We start from the raw sequence: 25,246 nt of genomic DNA, 5'->3' as shown, positions 1-25,246 counted from the left end.
GGGCCGGGTGACGGGGATGGCCCCCGGGCGGGGCGCCCGGGCTGGGCGCCCTAGGTCGTAGGTCGGGGTCGTGGTTCGGGCCCTGGCCCGATGTGGCGGCCGGTCGCCGGAGACTAGCGTGCGGACGTGACCGTTCCTCCCCTTTCCCCGGTTTCTCTTTCTCCGGTTTCTCTCGCAAATCCGTCGGTGGCGGCCGAGGGCACCCCGGGCGTCCCCGGTGCCGTGTCCGGCGGGCATGCTGAGGGGGTGAGCGAAGACGAGTTCCGGGCCGCGATGTCCCGACTGGCGGCCGGTGTGGTCCTGGTGACCGCGCACGAGGCGGCCCTGGATCCCGAAGGTCCGCGCGGCGAGGACGTCGGCATGACGGCCACGTCCTTCATGTCCGTGTCCCTGGACCCGCCCCTGGTCATGGTCGGCCTCCGCGAGGGCTCCCGTATGGACGACCTCCTCGCCGAGCAGCCCCTGTGGGCCGTCTCCGTCCTCTCCGACCACCAGCGCACCGCCGCCGCCCGCTTCGCCATGAAGAACCGCGTGAGTGACCGCCTCCTCTTCGAGGACCTCCCCCACACCCGAGGCGCCATCACCGGCGCCCCCCTGATCACCGGCGCCCTGGCCACCCTCGAATGCCACACCGAACAACGCGTCACCGCCGGCGACCACACCCTGGTCATCGCCAGAGTCCTGGCCTCGACCTCCCCGACGACACCCGGATCCCCACTGACGTACTTCCGGGGCCGTTACAGGCAGTTGGCCCAGTAAACCCGCGCCCGTCAGGGGCGCGGGGGCCTGCGCCCGTCAGGGGCGCGGGGGCCTGCGCCCGTCAGGGGCGCGGGGAACTGCGCGAGAACCCCCACCGAACCCGCGGATGGGGGTCGAAGGGGCGCAGCCCCTTGAGGATGGGACGGGTAGGGGCGGCGGGGGCGAGAAAAGAGCCGCCAAGCCGACCGCACCCCTCACCCCCAGTCCCGCCCCGACCGCCCCCGCTTCGTATCGGACCGCTGCTTCTTCTCCCGCAACCGCCGCTCGTTGATCCCCCGAGGAATCCGCGTAGCCCGCCGAGGCTTCGGCGGCGGCGCGGTAGCCTCCGCGAGCAACGCCGCGAGCCGCACAGCAGCGGTCTCCCGATTACGCCACTGCGAACGATGCTCGGACGCCCGCACACTCACGACCCCGTCGACGAGCCGCCCAGCGAGCCGCTCCAGCGCCCGCGCCTTCCACACCTCGGGCAACGCCTCGGTGTTCGCGAGATCGAACCGCAGCTCGACCTGCGAGTCACTGGTGTTGACGTGCTGCCCACCGGGACCGGAGGACCGCGAGAAACGCCAGATCAGCTCGGCCTCGGGAAGCGAGACGGAGCCGCGGATGACGTGAGGACCGGACATGCCCCCATGGTCGCGCGAATGTCCGGTCCACGTCACGCCCTTTTCACCGCCTCCGCCCGGACTCGACCAGGACGGCCCCGAGTAAAGAAAGTAAAAACCGCTGGAACCTCTGGCGCCCCTCCAAACGTTCATAGGGGTACAGGTAGCTTCGTCCCCGGCACGAAGCCCGTAAGGCACGTACGCAACGAGGGAAGGACTCCCAACCATGGCTGTAAGCCTGTCCAAGGGTGGCAACGTCTCGCTCACCAAGGAGGCTCCGGGCCTGACCGCCGTCACCGTGGGCCTCGGCTGGGACGTCCGCACCACCACCGGCACGGACTTCGACCTCGACGCCTCGGCGATCGCGGTCAACCCGCAGGGCAAGGTCTACTCGGACGGCCACTTCGTCTTCTTCAACAACAAGCAGACCCCGGACCAGACCATCGTCCACACCGGCGACAACCGCACGGGTGAGGGCGCGGGCGACGACGAGGCGATCAACGTCAACCTGGCGGGTCTCCCCGCCGACGTCGACAAGATCGTCTTCCCGGTCTCGATCTACGACGCCGAGAACCGCTCGCAGAACTTCGGCCAGGTCCGCAACGCCTACATCCGCATCGTCAACCAGGCCGGCGGCGCCGAGATCGCCCGCTACGACCTCTCCGAGGACGCCGCCACCGAGACGGCCATGGTCTTCGGCGAGCTGTACCGCAACGGCGCCGAGTGGAAGTTCCGCGCGGTCGGCCAGGGCTACGCCTCGGGTCTCGTCGGCATCGCCCAGGACTTCGGCGTCAGCGTCTGAGGTCCTGACCCCGGGGCCGACGCCCCGCACCGCACCACACCACCGAAGGCCCCACCGCGACACCACCGTCGCGACGGGGCCTTCGGCCGTGCTCATGGCGGCCCGGATCCAAGCGATCCGAATCCGGGCGATCCGCACCCGGGCGATCCGCACCCGGGCGATCCGGATCCCGATGGGCCGGCCCGCCCGGTCTCACACGCGCCACTCGGCGGAGTACTGGATGTGCAGCGGGGAGACAACTCGTCGCCAGTTCCGCACCCGTGACCAGGGCCCCGCGCCGAACTCGACACAGAAGTGCCCGGCGTGCGGGTACCGGTACGGGAACGACGGGGCCTCGTCGACGAGGCCGCGCAGGACGGTGCCGTACTCACGGAACGCGGTGGGGCTGCCGACGACGAAGAGCGTGTGCGCCACGATGTCGAAGGAGAGATGGTCGCGGTACGTCCGGTACTGCCGCCGTGGGTGATGGGCGGCGGCCCGGTCCGAGAAGTCGTGGTCCGGCGTGTCCGACGTCTGGGGCCGGCCGGCGTCGAGCCGTGACCGCAGTTCCTTCCACGAGGCGGTCGGGAAGCGCAGGCTGTGGTGGACCAGGACCAGGTCCAGCGCCACGGGTTCGCCTTCGCCGACGCCGCCTTCGGGAGCGGGGTTGGCGCGGATCGGCAGATGGACCAGCGACCGGACGGACCGCGCGGCGAGCGCCCACAGGGCGACGAGTTGTTCCGCGCCGGCCCGGTCGGCATACATCGACAGCCAGTGCCCGTCGTCGCGCAACGCCAGCCGTGCCGGGGCCGGGGCCGGCCGGATCACCCGGAACTCGTCACCGCCCAGCCGCGCCCTGTGCACCCGCACCCGCTGCTCCACACGCCTCCTCAACTCCCGCCGTATTCGAGGAACTTTAGGTCCCCTGATCGATACCGTGCGGGGCATGCTGCTGTCAGAGCCCCTCCGCACGGCCGAGGACGGAACCATCCCCGGCCCCCTCCTCGCCGAACTCACCGCCCTCCACGCCTCCAACCGCGACTTCTACGCCCTGAGCGGTGACTTCCCGGACGCGAACGACATCCGTCCCGAACAGGTGGCCGCGGCACTCGCCGTGGAACTGGCCAACCCGGACGTGGAGATCCTGCTCGCCCGCGAGAGCGACGACAGCGACGGCGACAGCGACAGCGACAGCGACGGCAGCGATCGTGGTGGCGGTCGTGGTGACCGGGACCGGGACCGTGACCCCGGCCATGGCCGACTCGTCGGGATCGCCATCACCCTCGCGCGCCATCCCGATCCGGCCGACCCCGATCCGTGGATCGGGCTGCTGCTCATCGACGCCACGGCTCAACGGCGGGGGTACGGACGGCGGTTGGCGGCCCTCGTCGAAGAACGGTTCCGGCGGGCCGGGCGTACCGCCGCACGGCTGGCGGCACTCGACAACAACCCCGGTGCCCTGGCGTTCTGGACGTCCCTCGGTTACGAGGTCGTCGAGCGCCGACGCGACCGCCAATTGGGCCGCCCCTGCACGGTGTTGCGCAAGACGCTGCGCCGGACGCGCCTGGCCGCACGGGTCGCCGTACTCGATCCCGAGGGTGCAGTCTTCCTGTTCAAGTACGACAACGACGAGGTGGGCGCGCACTGGGCCCTGCCCGGCGGCGGTCTGGAGGCGGACGAGACACCGCGCGAGGGGGCCCTGCGGGAGCTGCGCGAGGAGACGGGCTGGACGGACGTGGAGCCGGGCGCCTTCCTCCTCACCTGGGAACACGACTTCACCCGCGCCGACATCCCCGTACGCCAGATCGACCACATCTACGTCGCCCGGGGCCCCCGCCGCGAACCGGTCGGCGGCCTCCTCGCCACCGCCCGCGCCGAGGAGGGCATCCTGACCTGGCGCTGGTGGACCCCCGCGGACCTCGCCGACCCGGCGGCCGAGCCCGTATGGCCGCCGGAACTTCCCCGGCTGCTGGCGGAGTTCGGGGCGGGCGACAGTGCGGACGGGAGCCCTCCGCCGTCACCGGCCGACATCACCGGTTGACCGACCGGCCGACATCACCCGTTGACCGACCGGCCGACATCACCGGAACCGGGCCAGCCTGGCGACCGCTTCCCTGAGCCGTTCCTCCGGGGCCAGCAGACTCACCCGTACGTAACCCTCGCCGTGCTCCCCGAACCAACGGCCCGGCGACACCGCCACCTTCGCCCGGCCGAGCAGCGCGTCGGCGAAGGCGACGGAGGGCTCGCCGGCGGGGGTCGGCAGCCAGGCGAAGACGGACCTGGGGACGTCGATGTCCCAGCCCGCGTCCCGCACGCCGGACACGAAGACGTCCCGTCGGCGTTCGTAGGTCTTCGAGAGTTCGTGGACGCAGTCCTGGGGACCGGTCAGGGCCGTGATCGCCGCGCGCTGGATGAAGGGCGGCAGCGAGACGAAGTAGTGCTCCTGGAGGAGGTCGATCGCGGCGACCACCTCACGGTTGCCGACGACGGCGCCCACCCGCCAGCCGGCCATGTTGTAGATCTTCGACAGCGAGATGAACTCGACGCCCACCTCCTTCGCCCCGTCGGCCCGCAGGAACGACACCGGGGCCTCGCCGTCGAAACTCAGCGCCCCGTAGGCGAAGTCGGACGCCACGAGCACCCCGTGCCGGTCCGCGAACCGGACCGTGTCGGCGTAGAACTCCGGCGGTGCCGTCACCGAGGCGGGGTTGTTCGGGTAGTTGAGGAACATCAGCCGGGCCCGCTCGCGCGTCGTCCGGTCGAGGGCCGTGTAGTCGGGCAGGAAGCCGTTCGCCCGGCGGAGCGGCAGGGGGTGCATCCGCGCCCCGGCGAGGGCGACGCCCGCCCAGTAGTCCGGGAAGGCGGGGTCCGGCATCAGGCACACGTCGCCCGGGTCCAGGAAGCACTGGCTCAGCTCCACCAGTCCGGCCTTGGCGCCGAACAGGATCGCGACCTCGGTCTCCGGGTCCAGCTCGACCCGGTGGTGCGTGGCGTACCACCGGGCGATGGCGGCCTTGAGTTCGAGGAGGCCGGAGAAGGAGCCGTACCGGTGGGTGGCGGGGTCGAGGACCTCCGTGCGCAGCGACTCGACGATGTGCGGTGGGGTGGGCAGGTCGGGGTTCCCCTGGCAGAGGTTGACGACGTCCTCGCCCGACCGCACGAGCCGGTCGATCCGGGCCACGGTCGTCGCGAAGGAGTTCCTGGGCAGGTCCCGGAGCCGGCGCGCGGACTCAATCCTCACGGTCGGCCACTTCCACGCGCCGGGCCCCGGACCCGGACCCTGCCCCGGACCCGGACCCGGACCCGGGCCGGGGCTCGGGCCGGGGCTCGGCCCGCTGCTCCTCGGCGGGGGTTCCCGCGTCACGCCCCCGTGCCCATTGGCCCAGGCCGCAGGCGGCGAGTGTGATGCCCGCGCAGACGAAACCGACGGCGGAGAAGCCGTACTCGGTGAACAGCGGTCCGAGCAGGGCGGCGCCCAGGGCCACCGCGAGGTTGGTCGCGAGGGTGTAGAAGGCGAGGATCGTGCCGCGGTGGCTCGGCGAGCACTCGCTGAGCAGGGTGCTCAGGAGCGTGACGACCAGGCTCTGCATCGCTCCCCACAGGAAGAGGCAGAGCACCAGCAGCGGGGTGAGATGGTCGACCAGCGGGATCACCGCCAGCGCCGGGACCAGCCCGGCCAGGAGGCCGACGAGGACCCGCTCCTTGCCCAGGTCGTCGGCCCACTTCCCGGTGACGAAACTCGTCGCGAAGCCGAGTCCGTACAGCAGGATCATCAGAGAGGTCGAGGAGCTCTCGTCGCCGAACCGGTACTGCAGCGCGCTGCCGAGGTACGTGTACATGCCGTAGAAGCCGAGCATGTTGAGGAACGTCGCCAGGACGTACACCAGCACCTTCGGCGCGCGGAAGGCCTGGACGACCGAGCGGCTCCAGCCGCCGTCGCCCTGCCGCGCCGGTGTTCCCACGCCGTCGTCCGGCGTCCGTACGGCGTCGTCCGGCGGGCCGGCGGGTACGGGCCGGGCGGATCCACCGGCCCGGAACAGCACGCCGATCACGAGGACGCCCAGCACGGAGAGCAGCCCGAAGGTCCACCGCCAGCCGATCCGCTGTCCGACGAAGTCCCCCATCGGCACGCCCAGGACGAGGGAGAGCGACCAGCTCGACACGACGATGCCCATGGCCCTGGCCCGGTGGCGGTACGGGATCTGGTCACCGACGAAGGCGTACGCGGTCGGTACGAAGGCGCCCGTCGCCAGACCGGCCAGCGCCCGCCCCGCGAAGAACACCCCCAGCGAGCCGGCGGACGCGCACAGCAGAGTGCCCAGGACGAACACCGTCATCCCGGTCACCAGTCCGACCCGCCGCGGCACCCGGTCCCCGAGCGGGGCGAAGATCAGGGCGCCGACCGCCGTACAGACGCCGTAGACGCTGACCGACAGCCCCATCACGGCGACCGATGTGTCGAACGACTCCGACATGTCCGGGAGCAGCGGGGACACCACCAGCTCCTCCGAGCCGACGGCGAAGATCCCCGCCATGAGTGCGAGGACCGTCAGCAGGGGGAACCCCGCCGAGCGCTGTCCGCCGTCCAAGCGTTCCGCCACTCCAGCCAACCTTTCCTGCCCGTGTGCGCTGTCGCTCACTTGCTCTGTTGTGCCCATTGCCCGTCCGCTCGCCCGCGGCCCGCTCAGACGGCCGTGTATCCGCCGTCCACGGTGAGCGCGGCGCCGGTGATGAAGGACGATCTGTCGGAGGCGAGGAAGAGGATGGCGTTCGCGACGTCCTCGGGCGTGCCCAGGCGGCCGATCGGATTCAGCTTCGCCTTCGCCTCCTTGACGGCGGCGTCGTGCCCGATGGACGCGTCCGTCATGGGGGTGTCGATGATGCTGGGGCAGACGCAGTTGGCCCGTATGCCGTGCCGCGCGTACTCGACGGCCAGGGACTTCGTCAGCATCAGCACACCGCCCTTGGTGGTGTTGTAGGCGGCGATACCGGGCCAGGCCACCAGCCCGCTGACGGAGCAGACGTTCACGATCGCCCCGCTAGCCGCCGCCATCATCGGGCGCAGCGCGTGCTTGGAGCACAGGAACATGCTCTTCAGATTGGTGTCGAACAGCCGGTCCCACTCGGGCACCGACATCTCGTGGATCGGGGTGGATATCTCGATGCCGACGTTGTTGACCAGGACGTCCACCCGGCCGGTCCGCTCCGCGGCGACGGCCATGAGGTGCTCGCAGTCCGCCTCGGCGGTCAGGTCGGCCCGGACGAAGACCGCCCGGTGCCCGTCGCTCGTCAGCTTGGCGACGACCTCGGGTCCGTTCGTCCCGTCGACGTCCGCCACGACGACCGTGGCGCCCTGCCGGGCGAACTCGACCGCCGTCCGCTTCCCGATCCCCGACGCGGCACCGGTGACCACGACGACTTTGTCCTCGAACAAGACTCGGTCCCTCCTCACACACTCTTCAACTGGCCGCCATCGGCCGAGATCTGCTGGCCGGTGATGTAGGACGCCTCGTCGGACGCCAGGAATCCGATGAGGGCGGCGACCTCGTCGGCCTGCCCCGGCCGGTTCATGGGGATCGCCCGTACGAGACGGTCCTCGACCTCGGGCTCGGGGACACCGCCGTCCCGGCTCAGGTGGTGGACGGCCCGGTCGTAGCGCGGGGTCCGGATGGTCCCGGGGTGCACGCAGTTCACCGTGACGTTGTGCGCGGCGTACTGGTTCGCCAGATATTTCCCGGCGTTCGCCATGGCCGCGTTGACCAGACCGGAGAGGAACATGCCCGGCATGGGCTCCCTTCCGATGTTTCCGACGACATTGATGATCCGGCCGAATTCGTTCCTCGCCATCAGGGGAGCGACGGATCTGATGAGATCCAGATACGGCACCAGTTTCTGATGCATCGCGGCACACACGTCGTCGGTCACCCGTACCTCGTCGAACGGGCCCGGCGCCGGCCCGGGCCCGTTGTTGACCAGCACATCGATCCGGCCGAATCGGCGTTCCACCTTGTCGACGAGTTCGGCCCGGAATTCCGGCGAGGTGATGTCACCCGGAACGACATACGTGTTCCGTTCGGACCCGGATTCCCGCGCGACCTTCTCCAGCGCGTCCCGGCCGCGGGCGCTGAGGACCGTCGTATACGCCCCGGACAGCAGCCGCAGCGCGGTCGCCCGGCCGATACCGCTGCCGGCCCCCAGCACGATCGCCACGCGCGCCACCGTTCTCCTCCGCCGGCCGTCTACTTGGGGACCCGGTGGTACCGGGGCGGGATGAAGATGTTCAGGGAGCGCGCCACACTCGCGTGGGGGTTCGCGGCACCATGGCCCTCCTGGCTCTCGCAGAAGTAGGTGGCGCCGAAGACGAGTTCGTGGGTCGTCTCCTCCACCGTCATGTCGTAGCGCCCTTCCAGACAGATGCCGATCTGTTCGTGGGAGTGCTTGTGGTACGGCATCTCACCGCCGCCCGGAATGTCGGCGATCATCAACTCGATCCAGTTCTCCAGAAAGAACGTGACATCCATTCCGACGAACTTGCGCGACTCGATCGGGCCGAGGAAGTACTCGCTCGGCGCGGTGTACGTCTCACCCGGCTTGTAGCGCTTGATGTCGAGCGCGACGGTCTCCTCCGAGGTGGGGTTCACCGCCGAGTGCTCGACATGGGAAGGAGCGATGTACACGTCCTTCTCGGCTCGCATCAGCCTGGTCACCCCACCGACCGTCATGGAGAGTTCGCCCCGGACGACCATCCCGACCTGCGCCTCCTTGTGGGAGTGGGGCGCCACGACGGCACCGGGCGGGATGTACGACACCAGCACCTCCGTGTCGCCGCGCCGGTAGGACTCCATGCGGATGCCGTTGTCGTGGAACACCACGGCGGAGTCCGGGAAATAGGGACGCTCATACACGTGCGTGGTCATCGCGGTCCTTCCTTTTCGATTCTTTTCGAGAAGACGGTCCACGTCATGGGGATCGGTGAGAACCGGTAGACGAACTTGAGATTGTGCTGTCTCGCCGCCTGTTCATTGGTGATGGCGATGTTGTAGAGACCGTCGGCCACCTGGCCGGCCGCCTGGCTCGTGGAGGTCGTCGTGACCAGCTTCACGGGCCGGTCGAAGTAGTACTCCAGTAGCGGAATGGGCGCCGGATGAGTCACCACGGTGTCGGTGAAGAGAAGTTCCTCATGAAAGACGAAGTCGGACCGTGCGGCCAGCCCGTATTCCGGCGTACTCCCACGGAAAACTATCGACGGCTCCAGCAGCGGATTCATGTAGAAGGCGTTGATACGGGCGTAGGCGTGAGGCACCAGCGCGAGATCTATGCGCTCCTCGGTGAGCGCGTCCATGCAGTGCTCGAAGGTCTCCTCAAGAACGATGTCGAAGCGTCCCCGGTCACCGAATAATCGCGCCATCACCCGGGCCACGTACTCACTGCTGGTCCCCTCGGGACCCAATGTGCCGAGTCTCACGGAATGTTGCGACCGGTCCCCCACGAGCGCGATCAGCGCCCGTTTCTCGTCACCGGAGATGCGGAGCGTCTCCATACTTCCCACGTCACCTTTCCCCCAGAGACAGCACAGGCGAGCAGGCGTAAGCCTCACGAAGGAGTGTTTCCACCGGATTCCATTCACGGAACGACAAGTTAATCCAGCGATCGCGCCGTCGATTTTCGGCCTGCCCTCAGGTATCGGGAGTGAATCAATTTCGCCACGAATAACCGGTGCCGAAACGGACGAGAGTCCCCCGGTTCTCACCGGGGTCCCGCCTGACCTCGGCGGAATCGGAGCACGCGAAAGCCGACGGACTGTCGTGACGGTGGGATCAAGCCAGCGGAGGCTTTCCGTCCCCGTACAGCCAGTCGTCCCAGACCTTCGTCAGGTTCGCGCCCGGAGCCGCCTTCTCCGCGAACTCCTCGGCGTACGCCGTGAAGTCGGCCGTGTCCGCGTTGCCGTGGCGGTGCGCGGTCGCCCAGCCCCGGATCAGCTCGAAGAAGGCGTCGTCGCCGACGGCCTCACGGATCCTGTGCAGGACCATGGCACCGCGCTCGTACACCGGACTGTCGGAGATCCGGTCGGCGCCCGGCGGCTCCGCCGGCGGGAAGTCCCAGACGGCCTCGTTCGACTCGGCGTCCGGGAAGTAGTCGCCCTCGTACAGCGCGTCGAAGATCTCCTGGGCGCTGTCACCGCCGTGGTCCTCCTCCCACAGCCACTCGGCGTACGTCGCGAACCCCTCGTTGAGCCACATGTCCCGCCAGCTCTTCGGGGTCACGGAGTCGCCGTACCACTGGTGCGCCAGTTCATGGACCAGCAGCGAGATGCCGGGGGCACCGGGAAAGACCGGACGGTTCTGCGTCTCCAGCGCGTACACGACGTCCTCGGGCCGGTCGACGATCGCACCGGTGGAGGAGAAGGGGTACGGACCGAAGTACCCCTCCGCCCACCCGACGACCTCGGGAATCCGGCCGAGCACCGCACGGCTGCCCTTGACCTGCGAGGGATCGACGGCGACGTACACCGGAATCCGGCCCGCCCCCTCGCCCGCCGTCGAGCGGGAGATCTCGTACGCGCCGATCGCGAGCGTGGCCACATAGCTCGCCATCGGCTCGGCGGTGTGCCAGGAGTACGTCGTACGGCCGTCCTCGGTGGACTCGCTCTCCAGCTCCCCGTTGGAGACGGCCCGCAGGCCCTCCGGGACGGTGACCCTGATGTCGTAGGCCGCCTTGTCGGAGGGGTGGTGGTTGCCGGGGAACCAGGTCATCGAGCCCGTGGGTTCACCGAGCGCGAGGACACCGTCGGCGGTCGGCAGCCAGCCCTCCCGGGAACCGTCCGGGTCGGTGATCGTCTCCGGGACCCCCGAGTACCGCACGGTCGTACGAAACGTCTCCCCCTCCCCGAGCCCGCCCTCGGGAGTGACGCTCAACTCCTGCCCCGCCCGCTCCCACCGCGCCGCCACGCCCCCGACGGCGACCGACTCGACGTCCATCCCTTTGAGGTCGAGGTTGAAGGAGTCGAGCTCGCGAGTGGCCCGAGCGGTGACGACGGCGACACCACGCAACCGACCGTCGGCGCCGGAGGGGGATTCGTCTGAGGATTCGTCTGGGGGTTCGTCCGGGGGTTCGAAATCGAGGGCGAGGGTGTAGTGGGTGACGTCGTAGCCGCCGTTGCCGAGCTTGGGGAAGTACGGGTCCCGCAGACCGGCGGAGCCCCGGGTCCCGTCGGCCGCGCCGCCGCCTCCGGTGCACGAGGTGAGCGTGAGTGCCAGCGTGACGGTGACGGCGGTGAGCAGGGCGGCGGCGGGGACAACCGGTGCGGATCGGGACACGTCGGGGATCCTATGAGGACATGACACCATCGCCTACGTGCTCGACATCGGCTACGCCCTCTCCAACCGCTTCCCCGACCCGCCGCAGACGGACTACCGCCGTGCCGACGTGTACGCGCTGCGGCACGACCTGTTCTGCGGTGACGTGTACCTCGCCGACACGAAGGCGGACCGGGAGCTGTCCACAGCCTGGGGATGGGTGCCGGTGCTGGACTTCGCGTGGGCGCTGTGCGACATCGTGGAGCGGATCGACCAGGACCCCGCCGGGTCCCGTGCCTCCCGGCCCCAGTACGCGGAACTCGACTTCACCGAGTCCACCGACCGCATGCTCTTCGAGCGCCGCTTCGGATGGGTGGACGTCGAGGCCGACTGGATGCCGGCGGAGGAGCCCCCGCTGACCTTCTCCCACGCCGAACTCCGCGGCGAGGCCCGCGACTTCCTGCACGACCTGATCGCCGACCTGTGCGATCTGCATGAAGACCTGGCCGAAAACCCCGCAATCTGGACCCTCCAGTCCCGCTTCCCCAGAACCCCGTAACCCACCATCTACACCCGCGGCCCCGGTGGGGCTTCCCGCGCAGTTCCCCGCGCCCCTAAAGATTCAGGCCCCTGCGGGCCTGAAAGACCACGCGCCCGCACGCCCGAAAGGCAACCGGCACCACGAGCCTGGAAGCCGACAGGCCGATGGGTTGGCGGGCCAGCGGGCCGGCGGGCGACGGGCGGGCCGGAAGGCGACCGGTGGGCCGGTGGGTCAGTGGGCCAGTGGGCCAGTGGGCCGGCGGGCCGAAAAGCAGTGGGCGCAGCCCCTGCTTTTCAGGGGCGCGGGGAACTGCGCGAGAAGCCCCACCGAACCCGCACCCACCCACGCACCCAAACCACCCCCCACCCCCAATCAACCCACCCACCCCAAGCCCCCCACGGGGTCGAAGGGGCAGCGCCCCTGGGGATGGGACGGGTAGGGGCGGCGGGGGCGAAAAGGCACCCCCAACCACCGAAGGTCACCCCTCCACCCGAATCCCCATCTCCCCCGCCAACACAGGCGCCAACTCCATCAACTGCCCCGCACTGATCACCGCCCCCGACAACCGATCCACCCCCCGCGAGATCTCCACGGCCGCGGCCCCCCGCAGATCCACATCCACCAACCTCACCCCACTCAGATCCGCCCCCTTCAACGCACACCCCACAAACGCCACCCGCTCCAACCGCGCACCCCCAAAATCCGGCTCAACCAGCACACAGTCCTCAAAGACCACATCCTTCAGCCGAGCCTCACGCAGATTGAGGTAATCGATCTTCCCCCCACGCACCAGCACCCGCTCCAGCACAGCCCCGTGCAACTGCACACCCCCCAGCCGCGCATCCACCAGCTCCACATCCCGCAACGTCGCCTCGCCCAGATCCGTCCCCACCCCCCGCACCCCCGTGAGCACGGAGTCCAGAAACCGAGCCCGACGCAACCGGGTCTCATCCAGCGCACACCCCGTCACCGCGCAGTCCATGAACCGCGCACCCCCACCGTCCTGCCCGCCGAAGTCCTCCTCCCGGAACTCCAGCCCGTCATAGTCCCCGTCGGGCTCCAGCCCCCCGCCCGCGAACGCCTCCAGCACCGGCAACCGCACCTCCGGCCGCCGCGCCGCCTTCACCACCGACTTAGCCCTCGCCATGCCCCCATCGTGCACCCCACCACCGACAATCCCCCCGACCTGCGCAAACACACCCCCACCCCCTCCCCCACAGCCCCATGTCACATTCCGGCGCCCTCGACCTGTCGTACACGCGGACAGCCACCCACCCGGCCGCCACCACCCCGAGGGAGCCCAGCCATGCACACCCCCCGCACCGGACCACGCACCCTCACCCCCACCCAGGCCACCTCCACCCAAGCCACCCGCACTCCCACCCGCACCCCAACCCCCCTCACCGTCATAGGCGGCGGCTTCGCCGGCCTCACCGCGGCGATCACCGCCGCCGAGGCGGGCGCACGGGTCACCGTCTACGAGGCGCACCACACACTCGGCGGCCGGGCACGCACCGCCGAGGGCCCGTACCGGACGAACGAGGGCCCGCACGCCCTGTACAGCGACGGCCCGCACTGGACCTGGCTCGGACAGCGGAACCTGATCGGACCACTCGCCCCCCTCCCACCCCTGGACGCCACCCGCCTGCGCCTGCACCACAGGGGCACCCTGCGCCGAACCCCACCGTTCGCGATGCTCAAGCTCCTGCGCCCACGCCGTACGGGCCGACCCGCGCCCGTCGACGTCGACTTCCTCACCTGGGCGACCGGCCAGGCCGGCGAGGAGGCCGCCCGCGCCGCCGCCAACTACGCGGCGGTGGCGCTGTTCCACCACGACCCGGGCTCCCTGTCCGCCGCGTTCGTGCAGGAACGGCTGCGCCGGGCCACGAAGTTGCCCCCGGAGGCGCGCTACCCGCGCGGCGGCTGGGCGAGCGTCATCGACCGGATGGCGGCCCGCGCCTGGAACCTCGGCGTCCGCATGGAGACCCTGAGCCGCGTCGACAGCCTCGACACCCTCACCAGCGGCATCACCACCCCCACCACCGGCAAGCGCACCGGCACCGGCCCGATCATCATCGCCACCTCCCTCGACGCCGCCCGCCGCCTCCTCAAGGACGACTCCCTGACCTGGCCGAGCGGCCGCACCGCACTCCTCGACCTCGCCCTACGCACCCGCCGCGGCGACCCGTTCGCGGTCTCCGACCTGGACGCGCCCGGCTGGATCGAGCGCTTCACCGCGCAGGACCGCACACTCGCCCCGGCGGGCGAGCAGTTGCTCCAGGGGCAGTTCCCGATCGGTCCGCACGAGTCCCGCGCGGACGGTGTCGCCCGCGCCGAGCACCTCCTCGACCTGGCCTTCCCCGGGTGGCGGGACCGGACCACCTGGCGGCGCGAGGCGACCGCGAACGGCCGTACGGGCGCGGTCGATCCGCCCGGCACCAGCTGGCGCGACCGCCCGGCCGTGGACCGGGGCGACGGCGTGTACCTCGCGGGCGACCAGGTCGCGGCGCCCGGCGTGCTCTCGGAGGTGTCGTTCAACAGCGCCCTCGCGGCCGTCTCGCTGGCGCTGGGAAGGACGTCGAAGAACACCCTTGACCTCAAGCATGCTTGAGGTCAGAGGCTGGTCTCACCAAGCGAAACCAGGCGAACACACGCCAGGACACACGCCTGAACGCGCGCCCGAGCGCACGCCAGGGCACATGCCTGACCGCGCGCCTGACGGCACGCCCCACGCAACGTGAGACCGTCCAAGGGAGCCCCTCCATGCACGCCATCCGTCTGCACACCTTCGGCCCGGCGGAGAACCTGACGTACGAGAAGGTCACGGACCCCGAACCCGGCCCGGGCCAGGTGCGTATCGCCGTCGCCGCGGCCGGCGTACACCTGCTGGACGCGGCCCTCCGCGAGGGCGTCCCAGGCCCCGGACCGACACCGGAACTGCCCACGATCCCCGGCCGCGAGGTCGCCGGAGTCGTCGAGACGCTCGGGGAGGGCGTCCCGGAGCTCTGGCTCGGCAAGCGGGTCACCGCCCACCTCGGCTTCGTCCCCGGCGGCTACGCCGAACTGGCCGTCACCGAGGTCGAACGGCTGCACGAGATCCCGGAGAACCTCGACTTCGCCGAGGCCGTCGCGATGATCGGCACGGGCCGTACGGCGATGGGCATCCTGCTCTTCGCCGAACCCGGCCCGGACGACGTGGTCGTGATCCCGGCCGCGGCCGGCGGCCTCGGCACGCTCCTCGTGCAGTACGCCAAGAACGCGGGCGCCACGGTCGTCGGCCTCGCCGGCGGCCCCGAGAAGACGGCCCGGGTGGCGGCGAACGGCGCCGACCTCGCCGTCGACTACACGGACCCGGCGTGGCCGGAGAAGGTCGCGGCGTACCGGGGGAAGGCCACGATCGTCTTCGACGGGGTCGGCGGGGCGGCGGCACGGGAGTCCGTCGCCCTCCTCGCCCCCGGCGGCAGGCACCTCGTCTTCGGCTGGTCGGCGGACGGCATCAAGGACGGCGGCCCCTACGTCGTCGAGGGCGTCACCGAGACGGTCCTAGGCGAGGAGATGCGCCGCCGCGCGGGCGGCCCCGACCCCATCCGCACCCTCGAACTCCGCGCCCTCTCCGAAGCCGGCGCCGGCCGCCTCACCCCCGCCGTCCACCGCTTCCCCCTCGCCGAGGCGGCCGCCGCCCACCGAGCCCTGGAGAACCGGGGCACCACCGGAAAGGTGGTGCTGGAGCCGTGACCACACCCACGAGGCGCCCCGGCCGGGACTCACCCGAGCCCGGGACCGGGGCCGAGCCCCAGCCCACGCCCGCGCCCGGGACCGGGTCCGCGCCCCCGACGGACACCCGCACAACCCCCGCTCCCGCCCCCGCCCCCGCGACGGACACGCATCCCGCCCCCGACCCCCGCCGCTGGTGGGCCCTCGTCGTCATCGCGCTCGCCCAGCTGATGGTGATCCTGGACGCGACGATCGTGAACATCGCGCTGCCGTCCGCGCAGCGGGACCTGGGCATGTCGGACGGCAGCCGGCAATGGGTGATCACCTCCTACACGCTGGCGTTCGGCGGACTGCTGCTCCTGGGCGGCCGGATCTCGGATCTGGTCGGCCGCAAGCGCGCCTTCGTCATCGGGCTGGCCGGCTTCGCCGCGGCCTCCGCGCTCGGCGGCGCGGCCGGCACGTCCGGGACGCTGTTCGCGGCCCGCGCCCTCCAGGGCGTCTTCGCCGCCGTCCTCGCCCCCTCGGCCCTCAGCCTCCTCACCACCACCTTCGCGGACCCGGCGGAACGCGGAAAGGCGTTCGGCATCTACGGGGCCATCGCGGGCGGCGGTTCGGCGATCGGCCTGATCTCGGGCGGACTGCTCACCGAGTACCTGGACTGGCGCTGGTGCCTGTACGTCAACGTCCCCATCGCCGTCGTCGCCCTCGTCGGCGCGACCGTCCTGCGCCACGACCGCCCCCACCGCACCGGCGCCCGCCTCGACATCCCCGGCGTCCTCCTCGGCTCCGCCGGCCTCGTCGCCCTCGTCTACGGCTTCGCCGAGGCCGAGCCGCGCGGCTGGACGGACACCGGGGTCCTGGCCCTCCTCGCGGCGGGCACCGCCCTGCTCACCGGCTTCGTCCTGTGGCAGCAAAGGGCCCCGCACCCCCTGCTCCCGCTCCGCATCGTCAAGGACCGCGACCGGGCGGGCTGCATCCTGACGATCTCCCTGGCGACCGTCGGCATGTTCGGCATGTTCCTGTTCATGACCTACTACCTCCAGGTCGTCCTCGCCTACTCACCCGTCCGGACGGGCCTCGCCTTCCTCCCCCTCACCGCCGCGATCATCACCGGCTCGACCCAGATCGCCGCCCGCCTGATGCAGCGCGTGCCACCCCGGCGGCTGATGGTCCCGGGAACGCTGCTGGCCGCGACCGGCATGCTGATCCTGACCCGGCTCACAGTCGACTCCTCGTACACCACCGGCATCCTCCCGGCCCTGATCCTGATGGGCCTCGGGATGGGCATGACCTTCATGCCGGTCTTCTCCACCGCCACCGCCGGGGTCGCCCCGCACGACGCGGGCGTCACCTCCGCCACCGTCAACACCGCCCAGCAGGTCGGCGGTTCCCTCGGCACGGCCCTGCTGAACACCATCGCCACCACCACCGGCACGGCCTACCTCGCGGCCCACGGCCCCACCGCCGTCCGCGAGAGCGTCGTCCACGGCTACACCGTCGCCCTCTGGTGGGCCGCCGGCGTCCTCCTCCTCGCGGCCACCGTCGCCGCGACGATGATCACGGCGAAGGCCCCGAAACACACCACCACCTGACCCCGAGCCCACAAGCCGCCCACAAGCCGGTGGCCCCCGCCCGGACCGGGCGGGGGCCACCACTCATGTCACCGTCGTCGCTACCGCCCCGCCACCCGATCCGCCAGCCGCGCCAACCGCGACGACCCGGCGCTGTTCGAGGCGGCCTCCCGCCGGTCGGCGGTGCGATACGTCGCGTACATCCCCTGCACCCCCACCCAACGCAACGGCTCCGGCTCCCACTTGCGCACCCGGTGGTTCACCCACGGCAGCGAGGTCAGCTCGGTCGCCCCGCCCTGCCCGGAGTCCCGCAGGACCAGATCACGGAGCGTACGGGCGGCGAGATTGGTGGTGGCGACTCCGGAGCCGACGTAACCACCGGCCCACCCCAGCCCCGTAGCCCGGTCGAGGGTGACCGTGGCACACCAGTCCCGGGGAACCCCGAGCACACCGGACCAGGCATGGTCGACCTTCACCCCCGTCAACGAGGGAAAGAACCGCACGAGGATCCCGTACAACGCCTCGATCGTCGCCGTCTGCGTACGCCCGTCGTTGTCCGTCCGCGACCCGAAGCGGTACGGCACCCCGCGGCCACCGATCGCGATCCGGTCGTCGGCGGTGCGCTGGGCGTACATGTACGCGTGCGCCATGTCGCCGAGCGCCTCACGGCCCTCCCAGCCGATCGTCGCCCACTGCCCGGCGGTCAGCGGCTCGGTGGCGATCATCGACGAGTTCATCGGCAGCCAGGTCCGCCGCTGCCCCTTGAGGTTCGCCGTGAAGCCCTCCGTGCAGCGCAGCACATGGGGCGCCCGGACGGTCCCGTACGGCGTGACCGCGCGCCCCGGCCGGATCTCGGTGACCGGCGTCAGCTCATGCACGACGACCCCCAGCCCCTCCACGACGTCCGCAAGGCCCGTCACCAGCTTCACCGGATTCAGCCGCGCCCCGTGCGGCGTCCACGTCGACCCCACCGCGTCCGCGACCCTGATCCGCTCGGCCGTCTCCCGGGCCCCGTACAGCTCGCGGTCGTCCTCCCCGTAGGCCACCTCATGCTCATGAAAGGCCTTGAGCCGCCCCAACTGCGCCGGGGTATAAGCGACTTCGAGCACCCCACCCCGATGAACATCCGCCTCGACCCCCTCCTCCCCCGCCACCCTCACGACCTCGTCGACGGTCTCGTTCATGGCCCGCTGCAACCGCACGGCGGCCTCCCGCCCGTGCAGCCGCGCATACCGGTCCCGCCCCGCGACCCCGTTGTAGAGCCACCCACCATTACGCCCCGAAGCCCCGTACCCACAGAACTTCTGCTCCAGAACGACGACCCGCAGCCCGGGGTCGGCCTTCTTGAGGTAGTACGCGGTCCACAACCCGGTGTACCCACCCCCCACGATCACCACGTCGACGGACACGTCCCCCGACAACGGCTCCCTGGGAACCGGAATCCCGGCCTGCGCGTACCAGAAGGAGATCCCACCGTTGACGGCACCGGCGACCGCGTCCGAGGGGGCCTGCGAGGTGCGCTGCGAGCTGCTCATGGCCGGACGCTAACCCCTGTCGGCGGGCCCTGTCTCCTACGGATTCCGCAGCGTACGACCGCCCCCGACCCGGAAATCCAAAGGAATCCGGGACAGGCCGCGCGTAGGGTCGCCCGCATGATCGATGTTCCGGAGGAACTGGCCGAGACTCAGACAGAGATCAACGGAGAGGCGGGCCGGAAGTTCGTCGCGGACCTCCCGCGCCTGACCGCCGACTTCCTGGCCCGCTGGGACCTACGCCTCGACGGCCACCCCATGCACGGCATGTGCGCCCTGGTCCTCCCCGTGATCCGGACGACCGACGACACCCCGGCGGTCCTCAAACTCCAGATCCTGGACGCCGAGAGCGAGGGCGAGCCGGTCGCCCTGCGCCTCTGGGACGGCGACGGCGCCGTACGACTCCTGCGCCACGACCCCGACACGGGCACGATGCTGCTCGAACGCCTCGACCCGGCCCGCATGCTGTCCCACGAGCCGGACACCCGCGAAGCCGTCCTGGTCATCGCCCGCCTGCTGGCCCACCTGACCGCCACACCCGCCCCGCCGAACCTGCGCCGCCTGTCCGACATCGCCACGAACATGCTGGACCGCACGCCCCCCGTACTGGCCCGCATCCCGGACCCCGCCGACCGCCGCCTGATCGAGGACTGCGCGGCGGCGCTCCGCGAGGTCATGCCGGACCCCGGCGACCGCCTCCTCCACTGGGACCTGCACTTCGACAACGTCCTCGCCGCCGACCGCGCCCCCTGGCTCGCCATCGACCCCAAACCCCTGGCCGGCGACCCCGCCTTCGAACTCTGGCCCGCCCTCAACAACCGCTTCGACCCGGCCGACATCCCCTGGCGCTTCGACGCGATGACCGACGTCCTGGCCCTCAACCGCGACCGGGCCCGATCCTGGACCCTCGCCCGCCTCCTCCAGAACGCCATCTGGGAAATCGAAGAGGGCCGCACCCTCGACCCGAAAGACCTGGAACTCGGCCACCGACTCCGCTGACCCACCCCACCCCCACCAACAAAAAATCCCGGGCCGCCATCACGACCCGGGATCCCGGAGCCCCCTGTCGGATTCGAACCGACGACCTACGCATTACAAGTGCGTTGCTCTGGCCAGCTGAGCTAAGGAGGCATGGCCCCTCGCGGGGGCGCCCGTGCAGTGTACCCACGTCACAGGGCCTGCTCGTCGAAAATTTCCGCGAAGTTCACAGCGGCCCAGGTACTGACAGACCAGGTGAACGGGAGGTACCGTCCTGACCCAATCCACTCCCGTGGACTACACCACCTCGGCGCAGCCCTGGTGGATCACCACCTTTACAACGGATCGTCCGGCACGTTCCTGCCGGTGAAGGGGGCCTACGACCCATGGCCACAGTTACGTTCGACAAGGCGACCCGGATCTACCCGGGTTCCACGAAGCCCGCCGTCGACGGTCTCGACATCGAGATCGAGGACGGCGAGTTCCTCGTCCTGGTCGGCCCGTCCGGTTGCGGCAAGTCCACCTCGCTCCGCATGCTCGCGGGGCTCGAGGACGTCAACGGCGGCGCCATCCGCATCGGTGACCGCGACGTCACGCACCTGCCGCCGAAGGACCGGGACATCGCCATGGTGTTCCAGAACTACGCGCTGTACCCGCACATGTCGGTCGCCGACAACATGGGCTTCGCGCTCAAGATCGCCGGCGTCAACAAGGCGGAGATCCGGCAGAAGGTCGAGGAGGCCGCGAAGATCCTCGACCTCACCGAGTACCTGGACCGCAAGCCGAAGGCCCTCTCCGGTGGTCAGCGCCAGCGTGTCGCCATGGGTCGCGCCATCGTGCGTGAGCCGCAGGTCTTCCTCATGGACGAGCCGCTGTCGAACCTCGACGCCAAGCTCCGTGTCTCGACCCGTACGCAGATCGCGTCGCTCCAGCGCCGCCTCGGCATCACCACCGTCTACGTCACCCACGACCAGGTCGAGGCCATGACGATGGGCGACCGCGTCGCCGTGCTGAAGGACGGTCTGCTCCAGCAGGTCGACACCCCGCGCAACATGTACGACCGCCCGGCCAACCTCTTCGTCGCCGGCTTCATCGGCTCCCCGGCCATGAACCTGGTCGAGGTCCCGATCACCGACGGCGGTGTGAAGTTCGGCAACAGCGTCGTCCCGGTCAACCGTGAGGCCCTGAAGGCCGCCTCCGACAAGGGTGACACCACCGTCACCGTCGGTGTCCGCCCCGAGCACTTCGACATCGTCGAGCACGACGGCAGCGTCGCCTCCGCCCTGTCGAAGGACACCGACGACGCCCCGGCCGGCCTCGCCGTCACCGTCAACGTCGTCGAGGAGCTCGGCGCCGACGGTTACGTCTACGGCACCGCCGAGGTCGGCGGCGAGACCAAGGACCTCGTGGTCCGCGTCAACGGCCGTCAGGTCCCGGAGAAGGGCGCGACGCTGCACGTCGTGCCGCGTCCGGGCGAGAACCACGTGTTCTCGACCTCCACGGGCGAGCGTCTCTCCGACTGAACCGGACACGGCGCGTCCGTGACCGTTCGCGAAACCACCAGCCCGGGATAAATCACCCAGGTTGACGAAGAAGGCCCCGCAAACATCCGCGGGGCCTTTTTCCTTGCCCCCAACTACCCCGGCAAACAGGTTCATTTCGACCAGTGTGCGTCAACCTGCCACCCGGAAAACGGCGCTTCGACATCCCCCATACCGGTGACCCAATGTCGCCATATCACTACCCCGCGCTACCCTCACTCGCGTGAAGCACACCCACACCCACACCCAACGGACGCGGCACGGCCGCGGCCCCGCCCGCCGGATCGGCCGCTCCCTGGCCCTGGTCCTGCCGGTCGTCATGGTCCTCTCCGGCACCCTCGCGGTCACCCGGGTCAACTGGTCGGGCGCCGAGCCCGCGGAGTCGGTGCTCGCCGCCTCCGAGGTCTCCCAGCGCGCCAAGACCCGCGCCCCGCACGAGGTGCTGCGCGACAAGCTCCTCGTGGAGCTCCAGGAGGAGGACCCGGGCGTCGCCCTCACCCACCTCCAGCAGGCGGTGAACGGCCGGCCGTCGCTGGCGAGGCACTGCACGTCCATCGCCCGCGCCCTCGGCCGCGCCGCCGTCCGCGCCTACGGCCCCACCCGCGCGCAGTCCTTCGCCCGCCCGGTCTGCGACACGTCCTTCGCGACAGGAGTGGCCGCCCAGTACAGCTGAGGACTGCCCAGTACGGCTGAGGACTGCCCGGTACGGCTGAGGACCTCCCAGTACGGCTGAACGCCGCGCGGCACAGCCGAGGGCCGCACAGGGCGCCGCCGAGGGCTCCACAGGGCCGCAGAGGCTCCCCGACGCCTCCCGGAGTCTCTGAGGCGTCCCCGGCGTCCCCCCAGCACCCCAGCCATCCCAGCGGCTCCGCAGGATCCCCCAGCGGCTCCGCAGAACCCCCAAGGGCTCCAGGGCTCCAGGGCTTCATGGGTCCATGGGTCCAGGGCTCGCCCCCCGTATACCGCCCCGCTTCCACTCCGTATACCGATCCCAGGGCCGTGCTCCCACGAACGGGGCGCCACGTACAGTTCGGTCATGACCGATCCGAACGCCGCGTCGCGCCCCGTTCAAGCCGTGGTCCTCGCCGGTGGCCAGGGCTCCCGGCTGCGTCCGTACACCGACGACCGGCCCAAGCCCATGGTCGAGATCCCCGGTACGGGCACCCCGATCATCGGCCATCAGCTCACCTGGCTCGCCGAGGAGGGCGTGACCGACGTGGTCGTCTCCTGCGGCCATCTCGCCGATGTCCTGCAGAAGTGGCTGGACTCGGCCGACCTGCCGGTCCGCGTCACCACGGTCGTGGAGACGGAACCCCTGGGCCGCGGCGGAGGCCTCAAGTACGCCGCCTCCCACCTCCCCCACCCCGACCAGCCCTGGTACGCCACCAACGGCGACATCTGGACCCGCTTCTCGCTCCGCGACATGGCGGACTTCCACACCGAACGCGACGCCCTCGCCACGCTCGCCCTGGCCCGCCCCCGTATCCCCTGGGGCGCGGTGAAGACGGACGGCTTCGGCCGCGTCACGGACTTCATCGAGGCCCCGCCCACGACGTACGAGATCAACGCCGGCGTCTACGTCTTCTCCCCCGACTTCGCCGACCTCCTCCCCACCCTCGGCGACCACGAACGCACCACCTTCCCCCGCCTGGCCCGAGAACGCCGCCTCGCGGGCTTCCCCATCCCCCAGGGCGCCTACTGGCGAGCCATCGACACGGCCAAGGACCTGACAGAGGCCGCGAAGGAACTGGCGGCGCTGGGCCGTTAGAGGACCACTGAGGCGTTAGAGGGTCGATGCGGGCGTTGGAGGTTGCCGGGTCGTTGAGGCCCGCAGCCGCATCAGGGCGCCGAACAACCCCCGGCCCCCTCCTCCCAAGGGGCGCGGGGAACTGCGCGACCAGCCCCAACGCACCCGCACCCGCACCCGCCAACCCACCCGCACCCCCGAGCCCTCAGGCGCCCCGAACAACGCACCGCACGCACGGCAATGGGCCCCGCAACCAACCCGCGGGGCCCATCTCCACATCAGCCGGCACAGCCGACGCGACCTACCCGAGCAGCCCCCCAACAAGCCCAGGCTGCCCACCCGAGGAACTCCCCCCGGTAGACCCCCCGGTGGACCCGGTAGCCCCACCGGTCGTCCCGCCGGAGGCACCCCCACTGGAGCTCGGCCCCGCAGTCGTACTGGGCACCTGCTGCTCAACCGGCGAGGACTGCCGCGGCGGCACCTGCCCGGCCGTCGCCCCCTGCGTCTGACTCGGCTCCCCCCCGGTGACCGCCCCGGTGTCCCGCGTGGCCCCCGGCGTAGTCGCCTCCTGCGAAGGCTCCGCCGAAGTCGCGCCCGCGGTGGGCGAGTTGGACGCCGAGGGGCTGTTCTCGCGCCGCTTCGTCGGCTCACCCGGCAGCGGCGACCCCGGCAGTTCGTTGCGCGGCGCCTCCCCCGGCCCGGGAACGACGATGCGGTCGGCGTCCCGTACGGCCCCGCCGAGCACGGACCCCACGAGCAGCGTCAGCCCGACGACGATCGCGGTGATCAGCGCGCCCCGGCGCAGTACGTAGCGCCGCAGCTCCCAGATGTCGGCGCGCGGCCCGAGCGTGCGCCAGGCGCCGCCCGCGAGCCGCCCGTCGACGGAGTACACCGGCGCGCCCGCGATGATCAGCGGGGACCAGGCGGCGAGGTAGATGATGTCGGGCGTCTCGTAGACGGGGACGGTCTTCCAGCTGACCGTGACGAGCAGCGCGGCCGACAGCAGTGCCCCGACGCCGGCGGCGACCCGCTGCCAGAGTCCGAGGACGGTCAGCACACCGACGATGACCTGTGCGAAGGCGATGACGAGCCCGGAGCCCACCGGGTGTTCGAGGGCGAACTGCCGCAGTGGCTCGGCGACTTCCCATGGGTGAAGGGTGTTGAGCCACTTCACCATGGAGCCGCGCTTGCCGCCGTCGAAGTAGTGCGGGTCGCAGAGCTTGCCCATGCCGGCGTAGACGGAGATGAAGCCGAGGAAGACGCGCAGCGGCAGCAGCACCACGCCGAGGTTCATCCGGCGGCCGGGGTAATAGGCGTGCCGGACGGGCTCGTTGCCGGCCCGCCGCCCGCTCCGCTCGCCGCCGCCCTCGCCGCCGTCGCCGTCGCCGTCGTACGAGTCCGCGAACTCCCCGTCGGCGTAGGCGTCCTGGCCGTACCGCGCCTGCTCGTACCGGGGTTCGTCGTACGCGCTGTCGACCGTGCGCATGGTGGGCAGCAACCGGGTCCCGTCGGCGGCGTGGTCGCCGTGGGTGCGCTGGCTGCCGACGATGGGCGTCTCGACGGTCTCGACGGTCAAGTCGGCGCCGTAGCGCCTGCTTTCGTCGCCGTACCGGCCGCTCTCGGTGTCGTAGCCACCGCTGCCCGGTCCGTCGACGCGGGGGATGACCTGGGTCGAGCCGGTGTCGCTCAGCGGGTCGGGGGCACCGCCGACGACGCCGCCGCGTACCGCCTGGAGGAGGCGGTGGGCTCCGGTGTCGTCCGGCGCGGACTTTCCGCTCCAGACGACCGGCGCGCGCCGGCGCCCGGCGGCGGGCGCGCCGGAGCGCCCCGCCGTGCCCACGACGGGGATGCGCGTGGTCTCGTCGGAGGCGCTCAAGTGCCGTGCGATGCGCGGGGACGCACGCGTGGAAACGCCCAACTGAACGCGGAAACTCGCGTGGTTGACGATGACCTGCGCCGGATCGCTCGGCACCTTCACCATGCTCAGCGCGGGAGCGTCGTCGAATCCCGAGTCGAATCCCGACGAACGGTCCCCCGTGGGTGTGCGGGGTGTTCTGGTGTCCACACTCATCTAACCGAGTGACGTGTCGTTAGGACACTGCTTTGACCGCCCCGATCTGTCCGGACCCCGTCAAGGTGATCCAGAACAGATCCAGAACATCCCGAACCCCCAGCTAGGACGCG

At 70.8% G+C, this 25,246-nt stretch carries 23 protein-coding genes and 1 tRNA gene; 11 read left to right on the top strand and 13 right to left on the bottom strand.

Annotated elements, in window-relative coordinates:
* The first annotated feature begins 246 nt into the window (after positions 1-246).
* The gene (locus ABT147_RS17555) at positions 247-759 is read left to right on the top strand and encodes a flavin reductase family protein (RefSeq protein ID WP_351406831.1); all 513 of its coding nucleotides are present in this window, start codon (positions 247-249) and stop codon (positions 757-759) included.
* Between the two features lie 194 nt (positions 760-953).
* Here ABT147_RS17555 and arfB read toward each other — a convergent pair whose 3' ends face one another.
* Entirely contained in the window at positions 954-1,382 is a 429-nt protein-coding gene (gene arfB / locus ABT147_RS17550) for an alternative ribosome rescue aminoacyl-tRNA hydrolase ArfB (protein ID WP_351406829.1), read from the bottom strand.
* Between the two features lie 205 nt (positions 1,383-1,587).
* On the opposite strand from arfB, the gene ABT147_RS17545 reads away from it, so the two are divergent.
* The gene (locus tag ABT147_RS17545; RefSeq protein WP_086762889.1) at positions 1,588-2,163 is read left to right on the top strand and encodes a TerD family protein; all 576 of its coding nucleotides are present in this window, start codon (positions 1,588-1,590) and stop codon (positions 2,161-2,163) included.
* Between the two features lie 192 nt (positions 2,164-2,355).
* Here the strand turns inward: ABT147_RS17545 and ABT147_RS17540 are convergent, their stop codons facing one another.
* On the bottom strand, positions 2,356-3,024 hold the full coding sequence (locus ABT147_RS17540; RefSeq protein WP_351406827.1) for a hypothetical protein: 669 nt from the start codon (positions 3,022-3,024) through the stop codon (positions 2,356-2,358).
* 64 nt (positions 3,025-3,088) lie between these two features.
* Here ABT147_RS17540 and ABT147_RS17535 point away from each other — a divergent pair, with 64 nt between their 5' ends.
* Positions 3,089-4,183, top strand: coding sequence for a bifunctional GNAT family N-acetyltransferase/NUDIX hydrolase (locus ABT147_RS17535; RefSeq protein WP_351406825.1), 1,095 nt, complete (start codon positions 3,089-3,091; stop codon positions 4,181-4,183).
* A gap of 39 nt (positions 4,184-4,222) precedes the next feature.
* Here ABT147_RS17535 and ABT147_RS17530 read toward each other — a convergent pair whose 3' ends face one another.
* From ABT147_RS17530 to ABT147_RS17500, 7 genes are all read right to left on the bottom strand, one after another.
* A complete protein-coding gene (locus ABT147_RS17530) occupies positions 4,223-5,383 on the bottom strand; it encodes an aminotransferase class I/II-fold pyridoxal phosphate-dependent enzyme (protein ID WP_351406823.1) in 1,161 nt (386 codons plus the stop codon).
* Positions 5,373-6,743, bottom strand: a complete 1,371-nt coding sequence (locus tag ABT147_RS17525) for an MFS transporter (RefSeq protein ID WP_351406821.1) — start codon at positions 6,741-6,743, stop codon at positions 5,373-5,375. Before ABT147_RS17525 ends, ABT147_RS17530 begins: the two co-directional genes overlap by 11 nt.
* Before the next feature lie 83 nt (positions 6,744-6,826).
* Positions 6,827-7,576: an SDR family NAD(P)-dependent oxidoreductase gene (locus tag ABT147_RS17520; RefSeq protein ID WP_351406819.1), complete on the bottom strand. Its 750-nt coding sequence runs from the start codon at positions 7,574-7,576 to the stop codon at positions 6,827-6,829.
* Positions 7,577-7,590: 14 nt separating this feature from the next.
* Complete coding sequence (locus ABT147_RS17515; protein WP_351406817.1) at positions 7,591-8,352, bottom strand: SDR family oxidoreductase; 762 nt, start codon at positions 8,350-8,352, stop codon at positions 7,591-7,593.
* A gap of 29 nt (positions 8,353-8,381) precedes the next feature.
* Positions 8,382-9,059 carry a cupin domain-containing protein gene (locus ABT147_RS17510; protein ID WP_351406815.1) on the bottom strand — a complete coding sequence of 226 codons (678 nt, stop codon included), beginning with the start codon at positions 9,057-9,059 and terminating at the stop codon, positions 8,382-8,384.
* Complete coding sequence (locus ABT147_RS17505) at positions 9,056-9,682, bottom strand: type 2 periplasmic-binding domain-containing protein (RefSeq protein WP_351406813.1); 627 nt, start codon at positions 9,680-9,682, stop codon at positions 9,056-9,058. Before ABT147_RS17505 ends, ABT147_RS17510 begins: the two co-directional genes overlap by 4 nt.
* 277 nt (positions 9,683-9,959) lie before the next feature.
* Positions 9,960-11,489 (bottom strand): M1 family metallopeptidase, encoded by a 1,530-nt coding sequence (locus ABT147_RS17500; protein ID WP_351406811.1) that lies wholly within the window; start codon positions 11,487-11,489, stop codon positions 9,960-9,962.
* Between the two features lie 7 nt (positions 11,490-11,496).
* Between ABT147_RS17500 and ABT147_RS17495 the strand changes: the two genes are divergently transcribed.
* Positions 11,497-11,997, top strand: a complete 501-nt coding sequence (locus ABT147_RS17495; protein ID WP_351406808.1) for a hypothetical protein — start codon at positions 11,497-11,499, stop codon at positions 11,995-11,997.
* 460 nt (positions 11,998-12,457) lie between these two features.
* On the opposite strand, the gene ABT147_RS17490 is transcribed toward ABT147_RS17495, so the two are convergent.
* Entirely contained in the window at positions 12,458-13,126 is a 669-nt protein-coding gene (locus ABT147_RS17490; protein WP_351406806.1) for a pentapeptide repeat-containing protein, read from the bottom strand.
* Between the two features lie 159 nt (positions 13,127-13,285).
* On the opposite strand from ABT147_RS17490, the gene ABT147_RS17485 reads away from it, so the two are divergent.
* The 3 genes from ABT147_RS17485 (at position 13,286) to ABT147_RS17475 (ending at position 17,285) form a co-directional block, all read left to right on the top strand.
* Positions 13,286-14,590 carry an FAD-dependent oxidoreductase gene (locus ABT147_RS17485; RefSeq protein WP_351406803.1) on the top strand — a complete coding sequence of 435 codons (1,305 nt, stop codon included), beginning with the start codon at positions 13,286-13,288 and terminating at the stop codon, positions 14,588-14,590.
* 152 nt (positions 14,591-14,742) lie between these two features.
* Positions 14,743-15,714 (top strand): zinc-binding dehydrogenase, encoded by a 972-nt coding sequence (locus tag ABT147_RS17480; protein ID WP_351406801.1) that lies wholly within the window; start codon positions 14,743-14,745, stop codon positions 15,712-15,714.
* A 191-nt stretch (positions 15,715-15,905) separates the two neighbouring features.
* Positions 15,906-17,285, top strand: a complete 1,380-nt coding sequence (locus ABT147_RS17475) for an MFS transporter (protein WP_502983108.1) — start codon at positions 15,906-15,908, stop codon at positions 17,283-17,285.
* An 80-nt stretch (positions 17,286-17,365) separates the two neighbouring features.
* Here the strand turns inward: ABT147_RS17475 and ABT147_RS17470 are convergent, their stop codons facing one another.
* Positions 17,366-18,799 carry an NAD(P)/FAD-dependent oxidoreductase gene (locus ABT147_RS17470; RefSeq protein WP_351406796.1) on the bottom strand — a complete coding sequence of 478 codons (1,434 nt, stop codon included), beginning with the start codon at positions 18,797-18,799 and terminating at the stop codon, positions 17,366-17,368.
* Positions 18,800-18,916: 117 nt separating this feature from the next.
* Between ABT147_RS17470 and ABT147_RS17465 the strand changes: the two genes are divergently transcribed.
* The gene (locus ABT147_RS17465) at positions 18,917-19,795 is read left to right on the top strand and encodes an aminoglycoside phosphotransferase family protein (protein WP_351406794.1); all 879 of its coding nucleotides are present in this window, start codon (positions 18,917-18,919) and stop codon (positions 19,793-19,795) included.
* Between the two features lie 58 nt (positions 19,796-19,853).
* Here the strand turns inward: ABT147_RS17465 and ABT147_RS17460 are convergent.
* Positions 19,854-19,927 (bottom strand) — tRNA-Thr (locus ABT147_RS17460).
* Between the two features lie 233 nt (positions 19,928-20,160).
* On the opposite strand from ABT147_RS17460, the gene ABT147_RS17455 reads away from it, so the two are divergent.
* From ABT147_RS17455 to ABT147_RS17445, 3 genes are all read left to right on the top strand, one after another.
* Positions 20,161-21,297 (top strand): ABC transporter ATP-binding protein, encoded by a 1,137-nt coding sequence (locus tag ABT147_RS17455; protein WP_351406793.1) that lies wholly within the window; start codon positions 20,161-20,163, stop codon positions 21,295-21,297.
* Positions 21,298-21,538: 241 nt separating this feature from the next.
* Positions 21,539-21,988 (top strand): hypothetical protein, encoded by a 450-nt coding sequence (locus tag ABT147_RS17450; RefSeq protein ID WP_351406790.1) that lies wholly within the window; start codon positions 21,539-21,541, stop codon positions 21,986-21,988.
* A gap of 363 nt (positions 21,989-22,351) precedes the next feature.
* Entirely contained in the window at positions 22,352-23,083 is a 732-nt protein-coding gene (locus ABT147_RS17445; protein WP_351406788.1) for a nucleotidyltransferase family protein, read from the top strand.
* Between the two features lie 280 nt (positions 23,084-23,363).
* On the opposite strand, the gene ABT147_RS17440 is transcribed toward ABT147_RS17445, so the two are convergent.
* On the bottom strand, positions 23,364-25,127 hold the full coding sequence (locus ABT147_RS17440) for a DoxX family protein (protein ID WP_351407106.1): 1,764 nt from the start codon (positions 25,125-25,127) through the stop codon (positions 23,364-23,366).
* Positions 25,128-25,246: the final 119 nt, after the last annotated feature.

The sequence above is a fragment of the Streptomyces sp. NPDC001868 genome (assembly GCF_040297125.1).
GTDB lineage: Bacteria > Actinomycetota > Actinomycetes > Streptomycetales > Streptomycetaceae > Streptomyces.
The sequence above is the reverse complement of the archived record's forward strand: the minus strand, read 5'-3'. Positions and strand labels throughout refer to the sequence as shown.